Source organism: Desulfosporosinus sp. I2, from assembly GCF_000960765.1.
Classification (GTDB): Bacteria; Bacillota; Desulfitobacteriia; order Desulfitobacteriales; family Desulfitobacteriaceae; genus Desulfosporosinus.
This window is the reverse complement of the sequence record NZ_JYNH01000025.1, coordinates 1-23,867: the sequence shown is the minus strand read 5'-3', so window position 1 is coordinate 23,867 and position 23,867 is coordinate 1. Positions and strand designations below refer to the sequence as shown.

Here is a 23,867-nt window from a genome sequence, read left to right as displayed (position 1 = left end):
CTTTTTCAGGGGGTATTAAGAACCCCCATAGATTTATAGAAAATAATTTAATGCGAGGCGCGAGGCACGAGGTTCGTTGTTTGAATCGTTCGAAACGAACGGCTCCATTCGAGCATCGAACATCGAACTTCGTGCATCGAAAATGAAAGGAGGAGCCGAGGGTGGATTTTTCTTGGGCCGGAATTAAGCAATCAGTACAAACCTTTTGGAATAACCTTTCTAGCCCACAGAAAATTATAACGGTGCTTGCTCCTCTTTTAGTTGCTGGAGCGTTGATTTACCTGGTTATGTGGGCTGGGCGCCCACAGTATGTGGCGATCTTTACCAAGCTTAATGATGCTGATGCTGGAGCGATCACGACGAAACTAAAAGACTTGAAAGCGGATTATCAGCTGGCGGATAATGGGTCAACCGTCATGGTCCCGCAACAGTCTGCTGCAGACCTGCGTTTGCAACTTGCCGGTGCAGGGCTCCCTCAAGAAAGTAAATTCAGCTTTAGTAATTTGGATACCATGCGCCTGGGTGAGACGGATGCTGATCGGAAATTGCGTTATGCGCTTGGATTACAGAACGAATTAGAGAATACTTTAAAGACATTGAACGGTGTGGAGGATGCACGCGTACATATCGTGATGCCTGAACCGTCACTCTTTGTGGATAACCAAAAAACGGCAACTGCAGCGGTAACCTTGAAACTTGCCCCGAGCACGAAACTTGGGGAAGATCAGGTGCGTGCCATTGCCAACTTGTTGGCTGGTTCAGTGGAAGGTCTGAAACCGGAGAACGTGACGATTGTGGATGCTGGCGGAAATGTTTTATCAGATGTCTTAGGAAAAAAAAATGACCCTGAAAAATTGACAGTTACCCAATATCAGCTTAAACAAACGATCGAAGAAGATACTCGGAAATCACTTCAGAGTATGCTCGATCGAGTGCTGGGCTCGGGTAAGACGGTTGTTCGAATCAGTGCGGTATTGGACTTTGATCAGAAAAAAATAACTAAACAGATCAATGGACCGGGTGCAGTGGTCAGTGAGCAGAGTTCTAATGAAAGTATTACAAATGGCACTTTAGCGGCCGGAGGGACACCGGGATTGCCTGCCAATGGAGCTCCGACGTATCCTACTGCCCAGGGTGTAAATTCTACTTCTACGAAAATCACCAGTACTAAAAACTATCAGGTGGACACAACACAAGAAGAACAAATGGTCAGTCCTGGTAGTGTTAAACGCCTTTCCGTCTCGGTGATGGCAGATGCAGATATAGTTACCCAGAGCCAGCTGGACCAAATCAAAACGATAGTAGCTTCTGCAGCAGGAGTGGATGCTAACCGTGGAGATGATATTCAAGTTGCTGCTATACCCTTTAATAAAACAGATTTACAGAAAGAATTATCGGCAATGGAAAGCGCTCAAAAACGGCAGCAGCTTGTCTTATATGCCGAAATTGGAGCCGTCGCATTACTCGGCCTTATACTATTTCTCGTTTACTTACGAAAACGTTCACGAAAAGCAAGTGCTGACAAAATGTTAAATCTAAATGGTTCAGAGCCCGTGTCACTCGCTACTGCAGAACTACTCATGGCACAACAGTTAGCAGAAGAAGAGGCGAAACTGAATTTTGCTCAGAAAAGTGCAAAGACCGTGGAAGAAATCCAAAAGCAAAAGACAAAAGAGGCTGTTGAACAATATTCCCGCGATAACCCGGATGAGGCTGCCCGTTTAATGAAAACATGGCTATCGGAGGAGAAGTAGATGGCGCAAACTTTAACGGGAACCCAAAAAGCTGCGATTCTAATGATTGCCTTAGGTTCGGAAAATTCGGCCAACGTGATAAAACATCTTGGGGACTCAGAAATTGAACAGTTGACTCTTGAAATGGCTAATGTCGGGAAAATATCACCCGAACAGCGGGATCATGTCGTAGAAGAATTCCATCAGTTGTGTATGGCGAATGACTATATTTCTCGAGGGGGCATCGATTATGCGCGAGAAGTATTAGAACGGGCTCTTGGAGAAACTCGAGCGTTCGATATCATCAGTCGCTTGTCGACTTCGCTGAAGATGAGGCCTTTTGACCTTGTACGCCGGACAGATCCCAAACAGCTTTTTTCCTTTATTCAAGGTGAACACCCCCAGACGATCGCTCTGATCATGACCCACCTCCCAGTTGAAAAAGCAGCAACTTTACTCGCTAGCCTCAACCAAGACCGACAGGCAGATGTGGCAAAACGGATAGCGACTATGGGCCGCACGAGTCCGGAAGTGCTCAAAGAAATAGAAAAAGTCTTAGAACGCAAGATTTCCAGCTTAGCCCCGACCGATTATACGGCCTCGGGTGGGATCCAAAGTATCGTGGACGTTCTTAATAGGACGGATCCAGGAACAGTTAAAGTTGTCATGGATGCCCTGGAGGTAGATGATCCTGATTTAGCCGAACAAATCAAGCGACAGATGTTTGTCTTCGAAGATATCGTCGTTCTGGACGACCGCGGCATTCAGTTGGTCTTGCGCGAAGTGGAAACTAAAGATTTGGGGTTGGCTCTCAAAGGTTCCAATCCCGAAGTGGCTCAAAAAATTATGGCGAATATGTCCTCACGGGCTGGTCAAATGCTCAAAGACGATATGGAATTCATGGGCCCAGTGCGTTTGCGTGATGTTGAAGAAGCTCAGCAGCGCATTGTAAAGGTAATACGTAAGATTGAGGAAAGTGGTGCGATTGTCATTTCCCGAGGAGGTAGTGATGAGATTATCTATTAACGGGTGCGTTGTCAAAAGTTACGATGTACAGATATCCACACCTCGAATAGTGGAATGCCTGGAAGGGTTTCGCCAGTTGGACACATGTTTAGCGGTTGTCAATATTGGAGAAGAGAGCCAGAACTCTAAAACTGAACTTTTTGAGGATAGGGATACCCTTTTAGTAGTGGAGGAAATCGACCAAGCGGGAAGGATTCTTGGAGACGCTCAAGAGCAGGCGGCGAAAATCCTTGCTGATGCAAAAGCAGATGCGCAGAAAATTTTAGCTCAGGCTGAAGCTAGTGCTCAGGAAATCGTTGCTCAATCTCAAACCGACTTGGAGCGCTTACGTCAAGAAGTTATCGAGAGTGCACAAGCAGAGATTTATCCCGCAGCCCAAGCGGAGGGTTATCAAGCGGGACGGCAAGCGGGAGAAACTGAGGGAAACCGATTGACCGAAAATGCCAATCAACTCTTACTATTAGTAAAGAGGGCGGTTCAAGAGGAATATGCAAAAGTTGACAGTGAGTTACTTCATCTCGCGATAAAAATTGCCGAACGCATTGTTCGTTCAACCATAGCGGTTGAACCCCAACGCTTGCTTGACATCATTCAAGCCTTAACCCTTTTACCCTTGGAACGTCAAGGATGGCGGCTTCACGTGGCTCCCACTGATACTTATTTGCTCGAAGGGAACCTACCCTGTCCTTGGATTATTGATGAGTCTTTGAATTCTGGAGACTGTTTCCTAGAGTGTCAAGAAGGTGTTTTTGACGGTCGACTAGAAGCCCAATTAGATAAATTGGAACATACCCTACGAGAGGAGCTCGAACATGGGGGCCTGGAATCGATTAGCCCAGACTGTGGAACAGACAGAACCGATCTCGGCTCAAGGAAGGGTCTCAAAAATTGTCGGCCTGATGGTGGAGGCAGCTGGCCCGCGAGCCAGTGTGGGTGAATATTGCCATATCATCACGCGTGATGGACGAGAACTTCCAGCTGAAGTTGTTGGCTTTCGGGATTCAACCACTTTGCTCATGCCGTTAGGGGAGCTCGAAGGGATTGCACCGGGAGACCGTGTGCTTTCTCAGCGACAAAAGCTGACCGTGCCAGTAGGGCCAGCACTCCTCGGTCGAATTCTCGATGGATTGGGACACCCGCTTGATGAGCGTCCGCTGCAGACAGAAACAGCGTACCCACTGCAAAACAAACCACCCAACGCTTTATTGCGTCCTCGAATCTTGGACATGTTGAGTGTCGGGGTTCGAACAATCGATGGGCTTCTTACAATTGGCCGTGGACAACGGATGGGAATTTTCGCTGGGTCTGGTGTGGGCAAGAGCACTTTGCTGGGCATGATGGCTAGAAATACCGTCGCTGATGTCAATGTTATCGCTTTGATTGGAGAGCGGGGCCGAGAACTGCGTGACTTTATTGAAAAGGATTTAGGTCCTGAGGGTTTAACCCGATCAGTTATTATTGTAGCAACGTCAGATCAACCTGCTTTAGTCCGTTTAAAGGCTGCGTTTACGGCTACAGCGATCGCTGAGTATTTCCGAGATCAAGGGGAAAATGTGCTCCTTATGATGGATTCGGTGACCCGTTTTGCGATGGCACAGCGGGAAGTGGGCCTTACGGTGGGTGAACCACCTGCGACCCGTGGATATCCACCCTCGGTCTTTGCTCTTTTACCAAAACTATTGGAACGTTCAGGTATGGCGGAGAAAGGAAGTATTACCGGTATCTATACCGTGTTAGTGGATGGGGACGATCATAATGAACCAATTGCGGATTCAGTTCGCGGAATTCTTGATGGGCATATTGTTTTGACTAGGGAACTCGCTATGCAAAATCAGTTTCCGGCGATTGATATTTTACAATCTGTTAGTCGAGTTATGAATGATGTTATCAGTACGGAACAAATGGAATTAGCAGGTAAGGCTCGTGAACATATTGCAATTTACCGTGATGCCAAAGATCTCATTGACATTGGGGCGTATACACAGGGAAGTAACCCCAAGATTGATGCCTCCATCGCCCATATGGACAGCATTCAAGCGTTCACTCGACAAAGGGTAGATGAACATGTCAAATATCAAGAAACGCTTCAACAATTACGGGAAATCTTTACGTGAGGGTTAGGGTCTAACCCAGCACTCAACTTTATCTATCCCAAAAGGTAAATAAAGTTGAGTGCTGGATAAGGAGTGAAAATAATGGCACGATTTCGCTTTCGCTTGGACGCAAGCCTCCAACTAGCTAAACAGGTTTTAGAGTCGGCACAAAGGGAGTACGCGCTAGAACTTCAGCGCTGGCAAGCCTGTGTCATGGCCTGCATGGGACAACAAGCGTGTTATAATGAAGCTCAAGAAGGTCAACGGGAAGCTGGACGTCATCGGCCAGAAGAACTGAAACTTTGCCAACAGTTTGCAGTGCTACAATTGCGGCGCTTACATCACTATGAAGCAGAACGAAGAGAGCAAGAAATTGTCATGGAGACGGCACGGAGAGGTTTATTTGAAGCACATCGTGAGGTCGAGAAATATGAGCGTCTTAAAGAAAAACAAGCTACAGCCTTTCGAGTTGCAGAGTTGCAGAAGGAACAAAAGGTATTGGATGAAACTGGCCAAATTCTTCACTGGCTTGGAAAAAAATCTGTTAAATAACGAGTTAAATTAACGGAGGATTCAAAGATGATTTACGTCACTCGCTTAAATGGAAAAACATTTTCTTTAAATTCCGACCTAATTGAAACGATGGAAGAAACCCCAGATACGGTCATTACGTTGGCGGGTGGAAATAAATACGTGGTGTCAGAACGGATTGAGGAGCTGATTGAGCGGATCGCCGAATTTCGTAGGTGCTGCCAGATTTGCAAAGTGGAGGATTGATCAATTTTATGAAACGAAAATCTCTTATTATTACGATTCTTACGATACTTTTAAGCGTGGGAATAGGTGTGGGTGGAACAATTGGGGCACAAAAGTATATTTTTAAGACTTCGGACAGTACAAGAACTTTAGCTAGCGCACCTAAGAAGTCGGGGCCTTTGCTGCCTATCGGCGAGTTCACCGTAAATTTGCAGGGGGGGGCCTTTCTCAAGACGTCCATTACGCTTCAACTCATCGATACTAAAGCGGAAGTTACCTTAAAGAACGAGGATGCGTTTTTAAAAGACCGAGTTAATACGGTCTTAGCCAACAAATCCCTCAATGATGTACAAACCCCAGCTGCTCGCGAAAAGTTGAGAGAAGAGTTAATAAAACGGCTTAATGAAGTTGCAGAAAACAAAGTAACAGATGTTCTATTTCTGTCGTTAGTCTACCAGTAAAGTGGCGGTACGATATTCGTAGTTTGAATCCCGGGCTACAAACCTCAACTTCAAGTATGAGGTTCGAACCACGAATATCGAACCACGAACATCGATAAAGAGAAGGGGGGGATTTGATGGGAGACGTCTTGACTCAAGCTGAAATTGATGCACTGCTGAGTGCGCTGTCCGAAGGACAAGTTGATGTGGAGGAAATGAAGACAACCAAGATTCAAAAGCGGATTCGAGTGTACGATTTTAAGCGTCCGAATAAGTTTTCCAAGGATCATATTCACTCCCTCCATAATATTCACGAGAATTTTTGCAGAGGGCTTACCACTTATCTTTCTGGAAACTTGCATTCTGTTGTTGAAAGCTCTGTCCTTTCCATTGAGCAAATCACCTATGATGAATTTATTCGTTCTTTACCTAGCCCCACTGTCTTAGGCCTTTACTCATTGGAGCCGTTGGAAGGGACTGTTTTAATTGAGGTCAGCCCTGCACTCACGTTTGCTGTGGTGGATCGCCTTTTGGGAGGGCAAGGGCAAGGAGGAACAGAAAAGAACCGTGATTTAACGGAAATTGAAAGGACTATCATTGAAAATCGATTAAGCCAAATGATTTTAATTTCTGAAGAGGCTTGGGGAGAGGTTTATCAACTTAAGCCACAGTTTTTGTCAATGGAATCAAACCCTCAGTTTACTCAAATTGTAGCGCCGAACGAAATGATCGTACTCATAACTCTTGAAGTCCGGATTGGAGAAGCGGTGGGGATGATTAATATATGCATGCCCTATCTTGTGCTCGAGCCTATTTTAGATAAGTTAAGTACATTTTTCCTTTTTTCCACAAAGGCTAAGGTCACTTCTCCAGAACAGGTACAGGCGATTCGAAAAAAAATCGAATGGGCGAAGGTGGATATGGTTGCGTATTTAGGTAATTCTGAAATCCTCGTTAGGGACCTCTTAGACCTTGCGAAGGGAGATGTTATCCCACTGAACCAATCCGTTCAGGATCCGCTGCCAATCTATGTGGGAGAATTTATGAAATTTAAGTCAGTCCCTGGTTTACACGGAGAACATATCGCCGTTCAGATTACAGAAATAATAAAGGAAGGAGGGGAACAAGATGAGTAATGGGATGCTCTCTCAGGAAGAGATTGACGCGTTGCTTCGGGGAACGCTAGAAACAGACTTGGAGACACCGCCGGAATCGGCCCCAGAGATATCGCCATCAGAGGATCTTCTTAATGAGATAGAACAAGATACACTTGGAGAAATTGCCAATATATCGATGGGTACTGCGGCCACGACATTATCGCAGCTCTTAGGCAAAAAAGTGGATATTACCACGCCGAAAGTCGACTTAACGACCTCGGCTCAGATTCGCCAGGATTATCCTATCCCTTCCGTGATTTGTGATGTTAAATACAAAGCAGGAATTGAGGGCTCAAATCTCTTGATTCTCTCCCAACGAGACGGTTCAGTGATTGTGGATCTGATGATGGGGGGGGATGGGAAAAATCCATCTGAAGGACTTTCGGAACTTCAAATTAGTGGAATTTCTGAGGCGATGAACCAAATGATGGGTTCCGCTGCCACCTCCATGTCAACCATGTTTAATGCTATGGTCGATATTACTCCTCCAAATTTAGTGCTCAATGATATGTCGTCAGGGAGAGATGTCATTCAGGATTTCCTGTCTCCGGATGATACGCTGGTACGGATCTCGTTCCGGATGGTTGTGGAAGATGTCATCGACAGTACTCTTGTTCAGGTAATCCCGCTCAGTGTAGCGAAAGGGATGGTTGATAAGCTAATGGGCGCTATGAGTGGTGGTACCTCTGCAGCGCCGACCGCACAGCCTGCTGCCGCTGTTCAACCTAAGACTACAACCGTAGCCTATCAGACTCCACCCCCATTACAACAACCTGTCTATGATGCACCACCCTATTCAGCACCCACCGAGTATCCCTCTTATGGGGTGGTACAGCCCAATTCACAAGCAAGAATGCAAACACCAGTTCAACCAGCACAATTTGGCACACTACAACCTGGACCCCAGATGATACAACCTGATAACCTGAGCTTGATTCTGGATGTTCCGTTACAAATAAGTGTTGAATTGGGACGCGCCAAAAAAACAATTAAGGAAATCCTAGAAATGGGCCCGGGTTCAGTCGTTGAGCTGGATCGTCTGGCAGGGGAATCAGTGGATATGATCGTCAATGGCAAGTTGATTGCTAAATGTGAAGTGGTAGTCGTTAATGAGACGTTTGGGATTCGAATCACGGATATAGTCCATCCCATTGAACGAATGAATTCACTGAAATAAAGGAGGAATTGTAAGTGAGTGATACAATAATGATTGTTGATGACGCGGCGTTTATGCGAATGATGCTTAAAGACATCTTAACCAAAAATGGGTTTAACGTGGTTGGTGAAGCAGAAAATGGTGCCGTAGCCGTGGAGAAGTTTAAGGAGTGTCAACCGAACCTAACAATTATGGACATAACTATGCCAGAGATGGACGGACTTCAGGCAGTTAAAGAAATACGTAAATTTGATTCGAAGGCCCGGATCATCATGTGTAGTGCCATGGGCCAACAATCCATGGTTATAGAAGCGATTCAGTCGGGTGCCAAAGACTTTGTCGTTAAGCCTTTTCAAGCTGAGCGCGTGGTTGAGGCTGTCACGAAGGCGTTGAAATAAAATGTCATTCAACGAAGACCTGCCGTTACCTTCAAGTGGAGCTTCTCCGGTTGTGACTCAGCCCGTTTTTTCGTGGTGGGGGCTTCTAGGAATGTTGCTGGTTTTTCTCATTATTTTGCTTGTGTCCCTTTGGATTATCCGACGTCTGAGCAAGATGAATAATCGAAGGATAAATGCACCATGGGCTAGGGTTCTAGACCGCCAAGTATTGAGTGGGCAGCAAAGCCTTTACCTTGTAGAGATTGCTGGTCAGTTGCAGGTCCTCGGTGGATCGGATCACCACCTGGTGAAAATCAGTGAGATCCATGATCCGCGTATTGCAGCTGAAATCTTGGAAGAGATTACTACACGCCCCACAGAACGAATGGAAGGGTGGGTCCAAAGTGTCCAAAAGCTTTGGCGGAGGCAGTCACAACAGAAAGAAGAGCCCTTTTCCATAGAGTTGGAACGTTTGCTTGAGGAGGTTGAAAAGTAATGGCTTCTTCAGGCCGATTCATTAAATTCATCACATTTGGGTTACCCTTTGGCATTACCCTGGGATTTGGAATGCTGTCAAGTCCTAAAATTGCTCGGGCGGCAGGAATTACATTAGACCTAGGAAACTCTGCGACACAACAAACAGGGACGTCATTGCAAATTTTGATGCTCCTGACAGTGCTCTCGTTAGCTCCAGCCATCCTCATGATGATGACTTCCTTTACTCGGATTATCATCGTATTATCGTTTGTGAGAAATGCACTAGGAACGCAGCAACTTCCCCCGAACCAAGTGCTCGTGGGGTTATCCCTTTTTCTTACGTTCTTTATTATGACTCCTACGTGGAACCAGATTAATACGAATGCAGTTCAACCCTATATGAAGAATCAGATCACACAGACGGAAGCCCTTGTCAAAGCAGAAGAACCTATTCGGATGTTTATGTTTAAACAGACTCGGGAGAAGGATTTAGAGCTTTTTGTAGGGTTATCTAAAATGGAGCGGCCTAAAACCTATAGAAACGTTCCAACCTACGTATTGATTCCAGCCTTTGTGATTAGCGAATTAAAGACGGCTTTTCAAATGGGATTCGCGATCTTTATTCCCTTCATCGTAATCGATATGATTGTATCCAGTACCCTTATGTCAATTGGGATGATGATGCTTCCCCCGATGATGATTTCCCTGCCCTTTAAATTACTTTTGTTCGTGTTAGTGGATGGGTGGCATTTAGTCGTTGAGTCGTTGGTGACGAGTTTCCATTAGAAGAGCGTGAGATAAAGGGGGAGGACAGTGACCCAAAATCAGGTATTATATATGGCGAAGGAAGCAGTGGGAGCTGTGCTTCTAGTAGGAGGGCCCATTCTTGGAGTTTCTTTGTTGGTGGGTCTTCTGGTTAGTATCTTTCAATCTATGACGCAGATCCAGGAGCAAACGCTGTCTTTTATACCCAAAGTAATCTCAGTGGCAGTTGTCATTCTTTTGCTGGGTCCGTGGATGTTATCTGTTTTGACAGCATACACCTCAAATATATTGACCCAGCTTGCTACATTTGGAGGCATGTAAAACTCGATATTCGATATTCGATATTCGAAATTCGAACCTTGAATCAAGACTCTCAGACTTGGGACTTCTGACTGCGAACTATGAATCAACCGCGGACTTCCACACATGAATTGCAGACCTCGAACACCGAACAACGAATATCGAACATCGAGTAAGGGGGGGACAAAATTTGAGTCTAGCCCAGCTGCTCCAATGGAACCTCTCTTTATTTCTTCTGGTTTTATCTCGTTGGGCTGGAATGATTATGTTAGCACCAGTCTTCGGCGCCAGGGGCGTCCCTGCCATGGTGAGGTTGATTTTGGCTGCAAGTATTACTGTCATTATCTATCCGCTAATTCAGGCAACATATCCTTCAATTCCAATCGAACTATTACCTTATGTTGCAGTAGTGATCAAGGAAGGTTTAGTAGGGTTGGTCATTGGATTTATAATATATTTGCTAACTGCAGTTTTACAAGGGGCAGGACAATTAATTGATTTCCAAATGGGTTTTACCATGGGGGCGGCGATTGACCCTGTCTATGGAGTTCAAAGTCCTATGATGGGCAACTTTCAGATTATTTTAGCTACAATGCTTTTGCTTTCAACTAATTCACATCACTATCTTATCGCAGCGATGGTCAAAAGTTATGCTTATATTCCGATCAACCCGTCGAATCTGCCGAGTAATTACCTCTTTTACGTTCAGCTCGTCTCTCATGTATTTGCTTTAGCTATTCAATTAGCAATGCCAATTTTTGGAGCGCTTTTAGTATCAGATGTCGGGGTCGGGCTTTTATCTAGGACAGTACCTCAACTCAATATTTTTGCGGTTATTTTCCCAGTCAAGATTGTTTTTGGGCTTACTATTTTATTTCTCTCGATACCTTTTTTAGGGGAAACTGTCGCTAGACTGTTTAACACCAACATGTCTTGGATCTTAGAACTTTACCAGGGGTGGAAACAGTGAGTGAAAAAAAACATCCCGCGACGTCCAAGCGCAAAGAGGATGCGCGAAAAAAGGGGCAGGTTTTTAAAAGCCAAGAAGTGATCTCTGCTTTAATGCTCTTAGGTCTCGTGGCTCTTCTTAAGTTCTGGATTCCTGCCATGTTACTTCGTATGGAATACCTTTTTACTTACGTCCTAGGCTTTTCTTCAGAGTGGACTGAACGTTCTGCGTCAAGCCTAATGGTCAATATTCTTTGGTTGGGGATACAAATCATGGCGCCAATTTTTGGTGCAGGTTTTATGATTGCTTTAATCTCTAATTATATCCAAGTGGGGTTCTTATTCACGGGAGAGTCCATGAAGCCTCAAATTTCCCGTTTAAGTCTGATCAGTGGCGCAAAACGAATGTTTGGCATAAAGGCCTGGGTTGAATTGGCAAAATCCTTAATGAAAGTGATATTAATTGGTTACTTTCTTTATGGAAGTGTCCGTGATCGCCTGCATATTTATCCTGCTCTGCAGCAACTGAGTGTGGAGCAAGGGGCAACTTTTTTAGGCCAAGCCTTGATGGAACTTGCTTGGAATATTTCGCTTTCTTTTTTAGGCATAGCGGCATTTGATTACATCTATCAGCGGTGGGAACATGAGAAAAGCTTACGAATGTCTGACGAAGACTTAAAACAGGAATACAAACAAACTGAGGGAAACCCTGAACTTAAGAGTGAACTCAAGAAACGGCAACGAGCCTTGGCCATGAGCCGAATGATGCAAGATTTAAAAACTGCAGATGTTGTCGTCACGAATCCAACCCACTTCGCCGTCGCTCTTCGCTATGACCTAAAAGTACAGAAAGCACCCTACGTTGTCGCCAAAGGACAAGACCAGGTTGCCCTGCGAATGCGGGAGTTAGCGAAAGAATATGACCTTGTGATCATGGAAAACAAGCCGCTGGCCCGTGCCCTCTATGCTCAGGTAGACATTGGACAAGGGATTCCAGCGGATCTTTATAAAGCGGTTGCCGAAGTTTTGGCATTTGTATATCGGTTGAAGAAGAAGAAGTCTCTAAGGGCATAAATGACTTCCCACGAAAGGAGGGAAACCGTGGCCACGACAATTAAACATCGGTTCTTGAATAATACAGACATTATTGCGGCATTGGGACTAGTTGGCATCGTGGTCATGATGGTTGTTCCGTTGCCTGCGGGATTGCTCGACATTTTAATTACCCTAAATATCACTGCTTCTGTCCTAACCCTGATGCTCGCAGTTTTTGCAAAAGATCCTTTGGAATTCTCAGCCTTGCCTTCGCTCTTGTTAACCTTGACGTTGTACCGATTATCTTTGAATATTTCGGCGACTCGTCTCATTCTTCTGGATGGCCATGCAGGAAATATTATTCAGCAGTTTGGGGAATTTGTGATTCGTGGAAATGCTGTCGTTGGTTTTATTATCTTTATTATTTTAGTGTTGGTTCAATTTATTGTCATCACAAAAGGTGCCGAGCGTGTCTCAGAAGTAGCTGCGCGTTTTACTTTGGATGCTATGCCAGGCAAGCAGATGTCAATCGATGCTGATCTTAACGCTGGTATGATAAACGAACAACAAGCTCGGGATCGGCGTAAAGCGATTCAACAGGAAGCAGATTTTTATGGGGCAATGGATGGTTCAACCAAGTTTGTTAAAGGGGATGCCATCGCCGCAATTATTATTTTATTTATTAATATTATCGGAGGTTTTATTACCGGGGTTGTTATGCAGGGCATGCCATTGTTAGAAGCTCTTCATAAGTATACCTTGTTGACGATCGGGGATGGGCTTGTCTCTCAGATTCCTGCCCTTCTCATCTCTACTGCGACAGGCCTTGTAGTCACCCGAGCAGCTTCGGAAAGCAACTTAGGAGAAGATTTAGTCAAACAATTGTTTAGAAAACCAAAGGCTTTATTCATTACTGCCGGGGTATTGAGCATGCTAGCGTTGCTTGGTTTGCCGAAATTCCCACTGTTTCTTGTGGCTGCTGCTTTAATTGCCATGGGAGTAATGCTCCAACGAAACTCTAAGGTTTCGGTCGTCGAGGAGTCAGCAGCAGCTCGGGAAACGGAAATTGCAGAGAGTAAGAAACCGGAAAATGTCCTAAACCTCTTAAATGTTGACCATATGGAACTTGAATTAGGCTATGCGTTGATTGCCTTAGTGGATGTCCAACAAGGGGGGGATCTCCTCGAACGGATTGTGCTAATTCGCCGTCAGATTGCCAGTGAGCTGGGGTTCATCGTTCCGGTGATTAGGGTGCGCGACAATATGAACTTACAACCTAATCAATATGTTATAAAAATACGAGGCGCAGAAATCGCTACAGGCGAAATTTTGGCGGACCATTACATGGCAATGAGTAATGGGGCAGATGATGCTGAGATTCCGGGGACCCCTACTAAAGAGCCAGCCTTCGGTCTCGATGCCAAATGGATTAATTCGATATACCGAGAGCAAGCAGAACTTAGTGGGTGGATGGTGGTGGATGCGCCAACCGTGCTGGCAACCCATATTACGGAAGTGATTAAGACTCAAGCCTGGGAAATTCTAAATCGTCAAGATGTTAAAACGCTCATTGAGCATGCCAAGGAATTAGCCCCCGCCGTTGTGGATGAGTTAATACCAGAAACGCTAAGTCTGGGTCAAGTTCAGAAGGTTCTAGCTAACTTGCTGCGTGAGAGGGTTTCCATAAGGGATATGGTATCAATTCTGGAGACTCTAGCAGACTATGCTATGGTTACCAAAGATCCGGACCGCTTGACTGAACATGTCCGGCAGGCATTAGCTCGACAGATTCTGCAGCCACTTCTTGGGAAAGATAAAAGTTTACCAGTGATGACTTTAGATCCACAAGTTGAACAGCAAATTCTGGATAGCATTCAACCGTCTGATTACGGCACTTATTTAGCACTAGATCCGAAGGTGCTCCATGTACTTATGCAAAACCTCACGCGCGAGGTTGAAAAGGTTATGCTTAAAGGGTTAACGCCAGTAATTGTGTGTGCACCGCTGGTGAGAATTAATTTAAAACGGGTCACGGAGCGTCAACTGCCACAACTCATGGTGCTATCATATAATGAATTAGTCCAGGGGGTACAAGTTCAAGCTGTAGGAATGGTGGGGATGGAACGTGCGAGTTAGGCGATTTGTGGGAGATAGTGTGTCAGAAACCATGGGAAAAGTGAAACGGGAACTGGGATCCGAAGCCGTTATCCTTCAGACGCGTGAATTTCGTGATGGAAGTTTCTTAGGCTTCTTTGGCAAAAAGAAAGTTGAAATCACGGCGGCCATTGAAGAAGAACCAGTTGCTGCGCAGAAGACTTCAGCCTCGAATTATGGGTATGTCGAAGCAACAAAACCTATAGTTACTAATCATGTGCCTGAGCAAAAGGAGCAAAAGGAGCAAAAGGAGCAAAAGGAGCAAAAGGAACAAATAGAGCAAAAGGAGCAAACAGAGGACCTTCAAATTCAAATTAAGTCGATGCATCTGTTGCTTGAGCAAATGAACAAGCATATGGAGGTGCTCGGAGATGAAAAAGGTGTTTGGCCGCTCGTACTTCAAAAATGGGCAGATCATTTACAGAACAGAGGAATAAGCGAAAACTTAGTTAAGCGCTTGATAAGTCATGTTCAACAAACATTGTCGCCAGAAGAATGGAATGACAATTCTCAGGTATACGCCCGGATTGAAGCCAATGTTCGTCAGATATGTGGACAGATCGGGCTTATTCAACCTGGAATTGACAAGCCTAGGATTGTCGCTTTGATTGGACCTACTGGAGTTGGAAAAACTACGACAATTGGTAAGCTCGCAGCGGGCTTCAGTATTGTCGATAAACGTAAGGTTGCTTTGATTACGGCAGATACTTATCGGGTTGCTGCCGTTGAGCAGCTTAAAACGTTTGGGGAAATTATTGGGGTACCTGTTGAAGTCGTTATGACGCCAGCGGGGCTTAACGAAGCGTTACATATACATGCTGATAAAGAACTTATTTTTATTGATACTGCTGGACGAAGTCCTCACCATGATGTGCATATGTCTGAATTACGTGCATTTTTGGATGAGGCTAAACCAGATTTTACAATGCTTGTGATGAGCGCCACCACTCAATCAGCTGATCAACATCGGATTTACCAACGCTTCCAAGACCTAACTAGTCATCTCATCTTTACTAAGTTGGACGAGACAGGGAGTGCAGGCGCTATACTGAATTTCCTGAGCCAGACAACACTCCCAACAGCTTATGTGACAAACGGACAGAATGTCCCGGATGACATAGAGGCGGCAACACCATACCGTTTGGCGCGCTATGTGATCGGGGAGGAAATGCCCAATGAATGATCAAGCGAGTGTCTTGCGAGATATGGCCTCTCGTAAAAACTTCAGACACAGTAAAATGAGGGTGATTGCGGTAACTAGCGGCAAAGGAGGAGTGGGCAAAACTAGTTTCACGATTAACTTAGCACTCGCCTTGGCTGAATATGGACAGCGGATTGTGATTCTTGATGGAGATTTAGGTCTAGCTAACGTAGATATTGCCTTTGGGTTAACGGCGCGTTATACGATTGAGCATTTATTATCGGGAGAAAAAACAATTGAACAGATTCTTTTGACGGGTCCTCGGGGAATACAAATTATCCCGGGTGGTTCTGGAGTACAGAGACTTGCTAATTTAGAGAGGAATAGGTTAACTAATGTTATAGCCAATCTTGGGCGTTTAGAAACGATTGCAGATCTGCTGATTATTGATACAGGAGCGGGTCTCGGACATACGGTCACAAATTTTTTGCAAGCAGCGGACGATATTATTATGGTGACTACGCCAGAACCTACGGCGTTAACTGATGGGTATGGTTTACTTAAGTCCTTAAAACAAGAAGCCGGTGAGGTCCCTATCCATGTGGTGATTAATCGGGTACAGAGTAAAGCAGACGCTCTGGACACGTTTAATCGGCTGGAAACGGCTGTTCATAAATTTTTAGACGGGTCACTTAACTTCATAGGTTGGGTTTACGATGACCCGCTCGTAGGACGCTCGGTTATGAAACAGGAACCTCTGGGAATCAGTTTTCCAGAAAGTTCAGCCTATCAGTGCATACAGTGGATTGCCGGTAAAGTTACCGGAATTTATCTTCGTCCGCCTCGTCAAGCGGGAGGGGTACGAGGTTTCCTAAGCAAGTTGCTTCGATCGTTTTAGATTATAGAAGATGTTATCTAGGAGCTAATCAATATTCGATATTCACCATGAACATCGAACCTCGAACTTCGAAAAGGGGGGTAGCGATTTGTCATATAAAAAGAAGCTTTTTCACGGTCTGGCGGTGGAACTTATCGCGCTGGAAGGCGAGTATACAGGGAACTATCGGACGTGCATTGAAGAAGTGGGAGAGAGACTCCTTTCAGTGGGTGCTCCGTTTCAACATGGTCAGCTAGTTCCTTTGCGCGAGGGGACAAAGGTAAAGCTAACGTTTTGTGACGAAACAGCAGTTTACTCGTTTGAAGGGAAAATCATGCAAAGGATCGCAGTCCCGGTCCCAATGTTCGTGTTGGAATTGCCAGATACTGTTGCCAAGGTTCAACGCCGTAACTTTGTGCGAGTTAACGCCTCATTTCCGATCATGTTCCGAATGGTAACTCGAGAAGGACTCAGTGATTCTTATAACGCGATGATGCTTGACCTAAGTGGCGGAGGAATGCGGTTTACCACGAAGGAACGAGTGGAAGATAGATCATTACTCTATGTTCATATAACCTTGCCAATGGGAGAGCTACAGACCCCTGTCCGTGTAATCAGGACTGAAAAGATGGAGGAAACCAACTTATACAGTGTTTCCGCTGAGTTTTATGAAATCTCGGAACGAGAGCGAGATACTATCATTCGCTGCGTCTTTGATATACAAAGGGAAATGCGTAAGAAAGGTTTGGTATAATCATGAAAGTTACCCAGTTCCAACTGGACGCCTTGCGTGAAATAGGAAACGTTGGTTCCGGACATGCAGCGACGGCCTTGTCCACCCTTTTACAACGCCGAATTGATATGTCGGTACCAGAAGTATGGGCAGTCGAATTTGAACAGGTTTCAGCTATAGTGGGACAACTTGATACACCTCAGGCTGTCATCTATGTGAAAGTTGAAGGGGAGGCCTCGGGAAAAGCTGTTTTTTTCTTTCCCGTAGAAAGTGCCGAAATCGTCGTTCAAGCTTTGTTTGGGACGAGTGAGCCGATGGATCTCTATTCGGATGAGATGGCACAATCTGCTTTAAAAGAAGTTGGAAATATCTTAGTGAGTTCCTTCATTATGGCCTTAACTCAATTTTCAGGGATTCCCCTTCAACCTTCTGTCCCAGCTTTAGCGGTGGATATGATTGGCGCTAGTCTGGATGCAATTTTCCTTGAAGAAGGGGTACTGGACGATACGGTGTTATTTATCGATACACAACTGACTGGAATTCCTAAAATTGAAGGGCAGTTTATCTTTTTACCAGATGATGGTTCATTGAATAAATTGTTAGAGGCTATGGGAGTATGAATGGAGTTATTACTGTCGGGATGGCCGATTATAAAACCGCTACTGCCCCAGAACTTTTGTTAACGGCCGGGTTAGGATCTTGTATCGGGATTTGTATTCATGACCCCGTTCTTAAAGTCGGTGGGATGGCCCATATTATGCTACCGACAGCTAATGGAAGCTTAGGGGGCAATCCAGCGAAATATGCGGACACTGCGCTGGAACTATTGCTCAAAGAAATATCAAGTATGGGCGCCAATAAATCTCGCCTCAGGGCTAAAATGGCCGGTGGTGCTCAGATGTTTTCCTTTCCAGGCAAACCTCCGGTTCTTAAAATCGGGGATCGCAATGCCGAAGCAGTGGAGCAGGAACTAAAAAAGCATAAAATTCCCCTTTTGGTAGCTGATGTGGGAGGAAGTTTTGGGCGTACGATTCATTTTGATGTCGGGACAGGGGAATTACGCATACGAACGATTAATCATGGGGAAAAGGTGGTATGATGGCCGCCCAGAACAGGGAACTATATCAGCTTTGGGCCATGCGACTCTCGATTGTTACTACGGTGATTGTCGTGATGCTTAGCTGGATCAATAGGTTGAGTTTATTGAATTTAATGATTCGGGCCGCAGTTTCATTTGGAGTCATGCATCTCTTAATGGCTGGAATATTAAACTTGTTTGAAAGAACGGCACCTCCGGAAACTGAGAATAGTCTGCCTGACTCGGATTCTGGATGTGGTAGCAATATAGACTTCTCTGTTGGAGACGTTGAGCTTCTTGGGGTACAGGGGCAAGAAGCAGAATTTCCCGGACAAATTGATCGTGATTTAAGCTCAGGCCTACCGGATAGTAAGCAACAAGCGGAAATTGTGCGCCGTATGGGTTGGAACTAGATCGATGCACGATGATCGATGCACGATGCTCGAACTATGAACTATGAAACTTGAACTATAAACCACGAACCATGAACATCGAGCCTCGTGCCTCGAGCCTCGAATAAGGGAGGTGAGTAAAACTTGGTACCGAAAGCTTATGAAGCCGCCTCACGCGGGCCTTGGAAACGAGATCATGTCGAACAATACTTGCCATTGGTAAAGCGTATTGCGGGTCGCTTAGCAATTTCTCTTCCCCCCCATGTCGACGAGGATGATATCATCGGCTATGGTGTCTTTGGGTTACTTGATGCCTTAGAACGATTTGAAGCGGCCAGAGGGTGGAAATTTGAAACCTATGCTTCAATACGCATTCGCGGGGCCATGATTGATGGACTCAGAACCATGGACTGGGTTCCACATTCTGCAAGGCAGAAAGTGAAGCGAGTTCAAGACGGTTTTGCAGAGTTAGAATATCGGCTTGGACGGGCGGTTACTGCCGAAGAAGTCGCGGAATTACTACAAGTGGAGGTTCGGGAGATAGAAGGGATTTTGGTCCAAGCCCAAATTCTTACCCTAACTTCGTTCGATGAAACCACTGTTGATAATGAAGGGGACAATAGTGGCACGCCACTCAACTTACTCGTGGACCCAGAAGCTCAAGAAGCTTATCAAGTAGTAGAGAAAGACGAACAAAAACAGATCCTAGCTATAGCAGTAGAGAAATTGCCGGACAAAGAGAAATTAGTCGTTGCGCTATATTATCAAGAAGAACTAACCCTCAAAGAGATTGCCGCTGTCATGAAGCTCTCTGAATCTAGGATATCCCAACTCCATTCTCAAGCGATCTTGCGCTTAAGAGGAAGGCTTAGTCGACAAAAGAAGAATTTGTTTTAGTGGAAATAATTGTCCTAATGTTTTTATAGGATTTTGCCGATATAACCATAGAAGTTTAATTGGAGGTGATGGCAAATGAGTGGTATTCCGGTCCTTTCGGTTCCTTTAAAGGGTGGCCAAAAAGTAGAGAATAAGGCAACCTCACAGGGAAAAGAGACATCAGACGGCTATGAAAACGCGGCAGCAGTATTTGCTGCTATGCTTAATGGCAAAATGAATTTATGCTCAAATACGAAAGGACAAAGCTCCTCTTTAGCAAACCAAGATTCGGAGGAAAAGCAAGGTTATGCTAATCCGGTGCAAAGTGACCCGAACTCTAATAGCGTGGATAGTATTCTAGGATACGGTAACTTTGTGCTTCCGTTTCTTACACAGATGATGCTTCAGAGTGATCTTCCGGCAGGCAAGGAGGCCAATTCCGGAGAAAGTGTGAGTCAGGGGATTGAGAATTCATTATTAGTCAATGCAGTCTTACCCAATAAGTCGGATGAAGCGGGTAAGAATCTCAACATGGCGTTGTTGAATTTAGTTTCTCTGACCTCAAATGAGGGTATAGCGTCGACAGGGATGACGACACCTGACCCTCAGGGTGATAATCCAGGAATCACGGAATTGGATAAATATAGACAGGTAATAACTAATCTTTTGGTGGCACTTTCAGGAAAGATTACTGACTCTACTCCTGTGGAGAATCTCATAGGTGTAAATAGCATGGGGACAAGGGATATAGGTCAGGAAATAGCGAAGATTATGCAAGGCTGGACAAACGTGACGGGTAATGCTGGAGAAGAGACAACTACTTTGGTTAATTCTTCAGTGGCTAGTAGTATTGGAACAAAGGATTTTCACCAGGAATTAGCGAAGGTCGTTCAAGGTTTGATGACGTTGACTGAGGATGGCGGAGAAGAGTCAAGTTCTTTGGTTAAATCGACAGTCGCTAATAGTGCTGGAACAAAGACTTTTGACCGGGAATTACGGCAAAATGTACTTCAGCGGTTGCTTGAGGTTCTATCTGCAGGGAGTGGTTACGGGGGTAATCCTGAGCTGAACACAAAGGCAGTCAATCTCTTGGCAGCTCTTTACCCTAGCCTTATAGAAGGGGCTGAAGAAGCCAAAGTACCTCAAGGAGTCAATGAAACACTCATTAATCAGCCGAAGGGCATTGGGATTGACTTAGAATCAATTGTGAATGCTTCGAAAGATACTGATTTCTCGACTAAAGTTCAACAGAAACCCGAGGGAACGGGTCTTCGGGAAAATGAGTTTTTAAAAATATTTCAGGATTTTAATAAAGAAGTTAGCAAAGCTAATTTTACGGAATCTAAGGAACCCATTGGAACAAAAGATGGTCAAAGTCAGGCTTCAAGCACAGGGGTTGGGGTAGTAGTTGCTAACGTAGTACCTGTAACCTTGGCAGACGGAAAAATTGTGGCGATTCCTGTATGGGAACAGATCTCTACAGTAGTGCGTGAGCAAGTCATAAACAAGCAACAGGCTTTGAAGGAGTTAGATATTCAACTGCATCCAGAAGATTTGGGCAAAATCCGGATTTTCTTACGTTGGGAGAGTGGACAGGTTCACTTACAAGTGCATCCTTCTGAAGCAGCGACTGGACAACTCCTTCAGAATCAGCTCTCAGAGTTACGCCAAAACCTAATAAGTCAAGGTGTAAACTGTGGTTCGTTGCAAATGGGACAAGGTGGAGCAGGGCATCAACAGCCTCAGGGTGATGAGGCCAATAAGACCTTTCATCAAAGTAATACACTTTCTAACGAAGAAGAGGGTCTGTACCCAATCACTAATCTCAACTCCGTAGGACAGGATGGAATCAATCGGATTAATATCACGGCATAGGAGGTCGCTATGGGTAACACAATTGAAGGGACAACTTCTAAAACTAATTCATCGAATAATTTGAGCGGAAGCCAAGGGATCGTAACCAATGATACACTGGGAAAAGATGATTTTCTCAAGCTACTTATTGCGCAGATGCAAAATCAAGATCCCTTGAATCCAACAGATAACAAAGATTCGATAGCGCAATTGGCCCAGTTCAGCTCTTTGGAGCAGATGAACAATATCGCTACATCCATGGACGCCTTGAACAAAAGTATGACTTTCTTCTCCCAACAATCAGCGCTTACGCAAGGGTCTGCCATGATCGGCAAATGGGCGAGTGGTGTGGATACTGATGGTGAGACCGTAATTGAAGGCACTGTTGAAGCAGTGAAGTGGCTTGACGGTGATCCAAAGTTACAGATTCGCAAGGAAGACGGGACAGTGGTGGATTTGGAGATGGGTCTGATTACACTGGTTAAAGAGCAAACTCCTGAAACAACAATTTAACCGTCACCAAAGATATTATCCTGCTAATTTAGCAGAGTTTAAGCAATAGGGAGGACATACGTCTTATGATGCGTTCGTTATATTCCGCCATTTCGGGGTTAAAAAATCACCAAGTGAAAATGGATGTTATCGGGAATAACATTGCCAACGTTAATACAACAGGTTTTAAGCGGAGTCGAGTGTCTTTTGCGACCGCACTGAGCCAAACAATGAAGGGGGCATCAGCTCCTTCTCCAACAATGGGGGGAACAAACGCGACGCAAGTCGGTTTGGGTGCGATGATAGGCTCTATTGATCAAATTATGACTCAGGGAAGTTCACAAACCACGGGAAACCCAACGGACATGATGTTACAAGGAACGGGATTCTTTGTGTTGAATAATAACGGGCAGCCAGTTTACACTCGAGCTGGTGGGTTTGGTCAGGATAGTGCAGGTACTCTTGTAGATCCAGCAACTGGAGCTAAGGTTCAAGGCTACAGCTGGGGAGCAGATGATACAACGCCGGTTGTGTGGGGAGCAGCGTCGGATATAAGGTTTAAGATAGGGGATAGATTGGCGACGGATAATGGCATGCCGGTGACGACTACTCCCGTGTTTTTAAACGATGCAACGACAGGGTTTACCCCCGAAGATACCACAACAACACCTGTGACTCCTGCAAAATACGTTGATGCTGGATTAGTTGGTGCAGCGAATGTTAAGATTGACGGAATGACGATAGTTCCTTTGACAACGACACCTTCAACAGGTCAATTCACCTTTGACCCAACGAGCGGAACTATAACCTTTGCATCAGGTTTTATCGCTCCTACTACTCCATCAGGGTTGAACATGAGTTATGTGCCTCTTGCCAATATGGGGCCTGTTTCTATTTCGGGTAATACAGCAACAGTGGATTTTCCTCCTTTACCCGGGGCACCTATCTATATTGATGCTGGCGTTACGAATAAAAAATATACATTAGCTACTTCTGACAAGCCAGGAAATGGGGAATATACAGTAAAAGCTGTGAGTGGAAAATATCAAATTACTATTGGGGCAAATGATGCGAGCGGTACTGCTACTACAATGACTGCACCACTCTGTTATGATTTTACGAACAAACCTCACGTTCTAACAGAATTTAGCATTGGTCCAAGTGGTGTGATTACTGGAAAATATAGTAATGGAGTAGACACATTGAGCCATAATATAGCCCAAATCGCTGTAGCTTCTTTCGCAAATGCTGCGGGTCTTCAGAATGTGGGTGGGAATTTCTACACGACAACCAATAACTCTGGTATGGCTAGTGTTGGCGCTGCAGGGGAGGATGGCCGAGCAAGCATCGTCTCTAACACCATAGAAATGTCTAACGTCGATCTTTCAACAGAATTCACAGATATGATCGTGGCTCAACGTGGCTTCCAAGCCAATTCTCGCGTAATCACGGTTTCAGATACTCTCTTAGAAGAACTTATTAATCTAAAACGCTAATACAAATAAGCTTTAAACTCATTTCGAGAAGACGGAGGGATGCTTCATGCGCCTTGTAGGAACTGCTGCGTCGGGACTCCGTGCGCAGCAGTTAGCGATAGACACCATAGGGAACAACTTAGCAAATTCCAACACGCCGGGATTTAAGGCCAATCAGATGGTTTTCGCTGAAGCTTTGGCGACAGAGGTGCGTTCTGGAAATACAAAAACCGAAGTAAATACAGTAAATACTGTTAAGGTTGGAGCAGGAGTGCTTTCTAGCGCCAGTGGGACGAATCTTCAACAAGGGATTTTGAACCATACTGATCGCCCTTTAGATTTAGGAATAGATGGTTCGGGGTTCTTTCAGGTCAAGACACCGAATGGAGAAACGAGCTATACTCGTGTAGGGACATTTCAAGTAGATGGGGATGGGCAACTTGCGGATATGCAAGGAAATGTAGTACAACCGAGCATTCTGATTCCCTCAGGCGCAACAGAAGTAGCGGTTGCCGAGAATGGGGATATAACT

Annotated in this window: 27 protein-coding genes; all 27 read left to right on the top strand. The window is 45.1% G+C overall.

Features of this window, described 5'->3' with window-relative positions:
* Positions 1 to 161: 161 nt before the first annotated feature.
* Entirely contained in the window at positions 162 to 1,754 is a 1,593-nt protein-coding gene (gene fliF, locus UF75_RS08500) for a flagellar basal-body MS-ring/collar protein FliF (RefSeq protein ID WP_045574177.1), read from the top strand.
* Complete coding sequence (gene fliG, locus UF75_RS08495; RefSeq protein ID WP_045574176.1) at positions 1,755 to 2,759, top strand: flagellar motor switch protein FliG; 1,005 nt, start codon at positions 1,755 to 1,757, stop codon at positions 2,757 to 2,759. It abuts the gene before it with no gap.
* Entirely contained in the window at positions 2,743 to 3,696 is a 954-nt protein-coding gene (locus UF75_RS08490; RefSeq protein ID WP_242860167.1) for a FliH/SctL family protein, read from the top strand. Before fliG ends, UF75_RS08490 begins: the two co-directional genes overlap by 17 nt.
* The gene (fliI, locus tag UF75_RS08485) at positions 3,602 to 4,873 is read left to right on the top strand and encodes a flagellar protein export ATPase FliI (protein ID WP_242860168.1); all 1,272 of its coding nucleotides are present in this window, start codon (positions 3,602 to 3,604) and stop codon (positions 4,871 to 4,873) included. The genes UF75_RS08490 and fliI overlap by 95 nt, the downstream gene beginning before the upstream one ends.
* A gap of 81 nt (positions 4,874 to 4,954) precedes the next feature.
* Positions 4,955 to 5,404 carry a flagellar FliJ family protein gene (locus tag UF75_RS08480; RefSeq protein WP_045574174.1) on the top strand — a complete coding sequence of 150 codons (450 nt, stop codon included), beginning with the start codon at positions 4,955 to 4,957 and terminating at the stop codon, positions 5,402 to 5,404.
* Positions 5,405 to 5,431: 27 nt separating this feature from the next.
* On the top strand, positions 5,432 to 5,629 hold the full coding sequence (locus tag UF75_RS08475) for a flagellar FlbD family protein (protein ID WP_045574173.1): 198 nt from the start codon (positions 5,432 to 5,434) through the stop codon (positions 5,627 to 5,629).
* An 8-nt stretch (positions 5,630 to 5,637) separates the two neighbouring features.
* Entirely contained in the window at positions 5,638 to 6,069 is a 432-nt protein-coding gene (locus UF75_RS08470) for a flagellar basal body-associated FliL family protein (RefSeq protein ID WP_045574172.1), read from the top strand.
* Between the two features lie 116 nt (positions 6,070 to 6,185).
* The gene (fliM, locus tag UF75_RS08465) at positions 6,186 to 7,184 is read left to right on the top strand and encodes a flagellar motor switch protein FliM (protein ID WP_045574171.1); all 999 of its coding nucleotides are present in this window, start codon (positions 6,186 to 6,188) and stop codon (positions 7,182 to 7,184) included.
* Positions 7,177 to 8,382, top strand: coding sequence for a flagellar motor switch phosphatase FliY (gene fliY, locus UF75_RS08460; RefSeq protein WP_045574170.1), 1,206 nt, complete (start codon positions 7,177 to 7,179; stop codon positions 8,380 to 8,382). The genes fliM and fliY overlap by 8 nt, the downstream gene beginning before the upstream one ends.
* 14 nt (positions 8,383 to 8,396) lie before the next feature.
* Positions 8,397 to 8,759: a response regulator gene (locus UF75_RS08455; RefSeq protein ID WP_045574169.1), complete on the top strand. Its 363-nt coding sequence runs from the start codon at positions 8,397 to 8,399 to the stop codon at positions 8,757 to 8,759.
* 1 nt (position 8,760) lies between these two features.
* A complete protein-coding gene (locus tag UF75_RS08450; protein ID WP_045574168.1) occupies positions 8,761 to 9,234 on the top strand; it encodes a flagellar biosynthetic protein FliO in 474 nt (157 codons plus the stop codon).
* Complete coding sequence (fliP, locus tag UF75_RS08445; RefSeq protein WP_045574167.1) at positions 9,234 to 10,001, top strand: flagellar type III secretion system pore protein FliP; 768 nt, start codon at positions 9,234 to 9,236, stop codon at positions 9,999 to 10,001. The genes UF75_RS08450 and fliP overlap by 1 nt, the downstream gene beginning before the upstream one ends.
* A 27-nt stretch (positions 10,002 to 10,028) precedes the next feature.
* Positions 10,029 to 10,301, top strand: a complete 273-nt coding sequence (gene fliQ, locus UF75_RS08440; RefSeq protein WP_045574166.1) for a flagellar biosynthesis protein FliQ — start codon at positions 10,029 to 10,031, stop codon at positions 10,299 to 10,301.
* 169 nt (positions 10,302 to 10,470) lie between these two features.
* Positions 10,471 to 11,250: a flagellar biosynthetic protein FliR gene (fliR, locus tag UF75_RS08435; RefSeq protein WP_045574165.1), complete on the top strand. Its 780-nt coding sequence runs from the start codon at positions 10,471 to 10,473 to the stop codon at positions 11,248 to 11,250.
* Entirely contained in the window at positions 11,247 to 12,302 is a 1,056-nt protein-coding gene (gene flhB, locus UF75_RS08430; protein ID WP_045574164.1) for a flagellar biosynthesis protein FlhB, read from the top strand. Before fliR ends, flhB begins: the two co-directional genes overlap by 4 nt.
* Positions 12,303 to 12,329: 27 nt before the next feature.
* Positions 12,330 to 14,399, top strand: a complete 2,070-nt coding sequence (gene flhA / locus UF75_RS08425) for a flagellar biosynthesis protein FlhA (protein ID WP_045574163.1) — start codon at positions 12,330 to 12,332, stop codon at positions 14,397 to 14,399.
* Positions 14,389 to 15,600: a flagellar biosynthesis protein FlhF gene (flhF, locus tag UF75_RS08420; RefSeq protein WP_045574162.1), complete on the top strand. Its 1,212-nt coding sequence runs from the start codon at positions 14,389 to 14,391 to the stop codon at positions 15,598 to 15,600. The genes flhA and flhF overlap by 11 nt, the downstream gene beginning before the upstream one ends.
* Positions 15,593 to 16,456 (top strand): MinD/ParA family protein, encoded by an 864-nt coding sequence (locus tag UF75_RS08415; RefSeq protein WP_045574161.1) that lies wholly within the window; start codon positions 15,593 to 15,595, stop codon positions 16,454 to 16,456. The genes flhF and UF75_RS08415 overlap by 8 nt, the downstream gene beginning before the upstream one ends.
* Positions 16,457 to 16,544: 88 nt before the next feature.
* Entirely contained in the window at positions 16,545 to 17,189 is a 645-nt protein-coding gene (locus tag UF75_RS08410; protein WP_045574160.1) for a flagellar brake domain-containing protein, read from the top strand.
* A 2-nt stretch (positions 17,190 to 17,191) separates the two neighbouring features.
* Positions 17,192 to 17,788 carry a chemotaxis protein CheC gene (locus UF75_RS08405; RefSeq protein ID WP_045574159.1) on the top strand — a complete coding sequence of 199 codons (597 nt, stop codon included), beginning with the start codon at positions 17,192 to 17,194 and terminating at the stop codon, positions 17,786 to 17,788.
* The gene (locus UF75_RS08400) at positions 17,785 to 18,267 is read left to right on the top strand and encodes a chemotaxis protein CheD (protein ID WP_045574158.1); all 483 of its coding nucleotides are present in this window, start codon (positions 17,785 to 17,787) and stop codon (positions 18,265 to 18,267) included. The genes UF75_RS08405 and UF75_RS08400 overlap by 4 nt, the downstream gene beginning before the upstream one ends.
* Positions 18,264 to 18,659 (top strand): hypothetical protein, encoded by a 396-nt coding sequence (locus UF75_RS08395; protein ID WP_242860166.1) that lies wholly within the window; start codon positions 18,264 to 18,266, stop codon positions 18,657 to 18,659. Before UF75_RS08400 ends, UF75_RS08395 begins: the two co-directional genes overlap by 4 nt.
* A 123-nt stretch (positions 18,660 to 18,782) precedes the next feature.
* A complete protein-coding gene (locus tag UF75_RS08390; RefSeq protein WP_045574157.1) occupies positions 18,783 to 19,535 on the top strand; it encodes a FliA/WhiG family RNA polymerase sigma factor in 753 nt (250 codons plus the stop codon).
* Between the two features lie 75 nt (positions 19,536 to 19,610).
* On the top strand, positions 19,611 to 21,389 hold the full coding sequence (locus tag UF75_RS08385) for a flagellar hook-length control protein FliK (RefSeq protein WP_045574156.1): 1,779 nt from the start codon (positions 19,611 to 19,613) through the stop codon (positions 21,387 to 21,389).
* 9 nt (positions 21,390 to 21,398) lie between these two features.
* On the top strand, positions 21,399 to 21,881 hold the full coding sequence (locus UF75_RS08380) for a flagellar hook capping FlgD N-terminal domain-containing protein (protein ID WP_045574155.1): 483 nt from the start codon (positions 21,399 to 21,401) through the stop codon (positions 21,879 to 21,881).
* 65 nt (positions 21,882 to 21,946) lie between these two features.
* A complete protein-coding gene (locus tag UF75_RS08375; protein ID WP_045574154.1) occupies positions 21,947 to 23,356 on the top strand; it encodes a flagellar hook-basal body complex protein in 1,410 nt (469 codons plus the stop codon).
* Between the two features lie 46 nt (positions 23,357 to 23,402).
* Positions 23,403 to 23,867, top strand: a 465-nt coding sequence (locus UF75_RS08370) for a flagellar hook-basal body complex protein (RefSeq protein ID WP_045574153.1), incomplete at its 3' end; no start/stop codon positions are given.

Coding starts and splice junctions, on each gene's coding strand:
- UF75_RS08490 (WP_242860167.1), top strand. CDS start 2,743: ATGAGATTATCTATTAACGGGTGCGTTGTCAAAAGTTACGATGTACAG.
- fliY (WP_045574170.1), top strand. CDS start 7,177: ATGAGTAATGGGATGCTCTCTCAGGAAGAGATTGACGCGTTGCTTCGG.
- fliG (WP_045574176.1), top strand. CDS start 1,755: ATGGCGCAAACTTTAACGGGAACCCAAAAAGCTGCGATTCTAATGATT.
- UF75_RS08375 (WP_045574154.1), top strand. CDS start 21,947: ATGATGCGTTCGTTATATTCCGCCATTTCGGGGTTAAAAAATCACCAA.
- fliP (WP_045574167.1), top strand. CDS start 9,234: ATGGCTTCTTCAGGCCGATTCATTAAATTCATCACATTTGGGTTACCC.
- UF75_RS08480 (WP_045574174.1), top strand. CDS start 4,955: ATGGCACGATTTCGCTTTCGCTTGGACGCAAGCCTCCAACTAGCTAAA.
- UF75_RS08405 (WP_045574159.1), top strand. CDS start 17,192: ATGAAAGTTACCCAGTTCCAACTGGACGCCTTGCGTGAAATAGGAAAC.
- UF75_RS08450 (WP_045574168.1), top strand. CDS start 8,761: ATGTCATTCAACGAAGACCTGCCGTTACCTTCAAGTGGAGCTTCTCCG.
- UF75_RS08415 (WP_045574161.1), top strand. CDS start 15,593: ATGAATGATCAAGCGAGTGTCTTGCGAGATATGGCCTCTCGTAAAAAC.
- fliM (WP_045574171.1), top strand. CDS start 6,186: ATGGGAGACGTCTTGACTCAAGCTGAAATTGATGCACTGCTGAGTGCG.
- UF75_RS08475 (WP_045574173.1), top strand. CDS start 5,432: ATGATTTACGTCACTCGCTTAAATGGAAAAACATTTTCTTTAAATTCC.
- UF75_RS08470 (WP_045574172.1), top strand. CDS start 5,638: ATGAAACGAAAATCTCTTATTATTACGATTCTTACGATACTTTTAAGC.
- UF75_RS08385 (WP_045574156.1), top strand. CDS start 19,611: ATGAGTGGTATTCCGGTCCTTTCGGTTCCTTTAAAGGGTGGCCAAAAA.
- UF75_RS08380 (WP_045574155.1), top strand. CDS start 21,399: ATGGGTAACACAATTGAAGGGACAACTTCTAAAACTAATTCATCGAAT.
- UF75_RS08395 (WP_242860166.1), top strand. CDS start 18,264: ATGATGGCCGCCCAGAACAGGGAACTATATCAGCTTTGGGCCATGCGA.
- UF75_RS08400 (WP_045574158.1), top strand. CDS start 17,785: ATGAATGGAGTTATTACTGTCGGGATGGCCGATTATAAAACCGCTACT.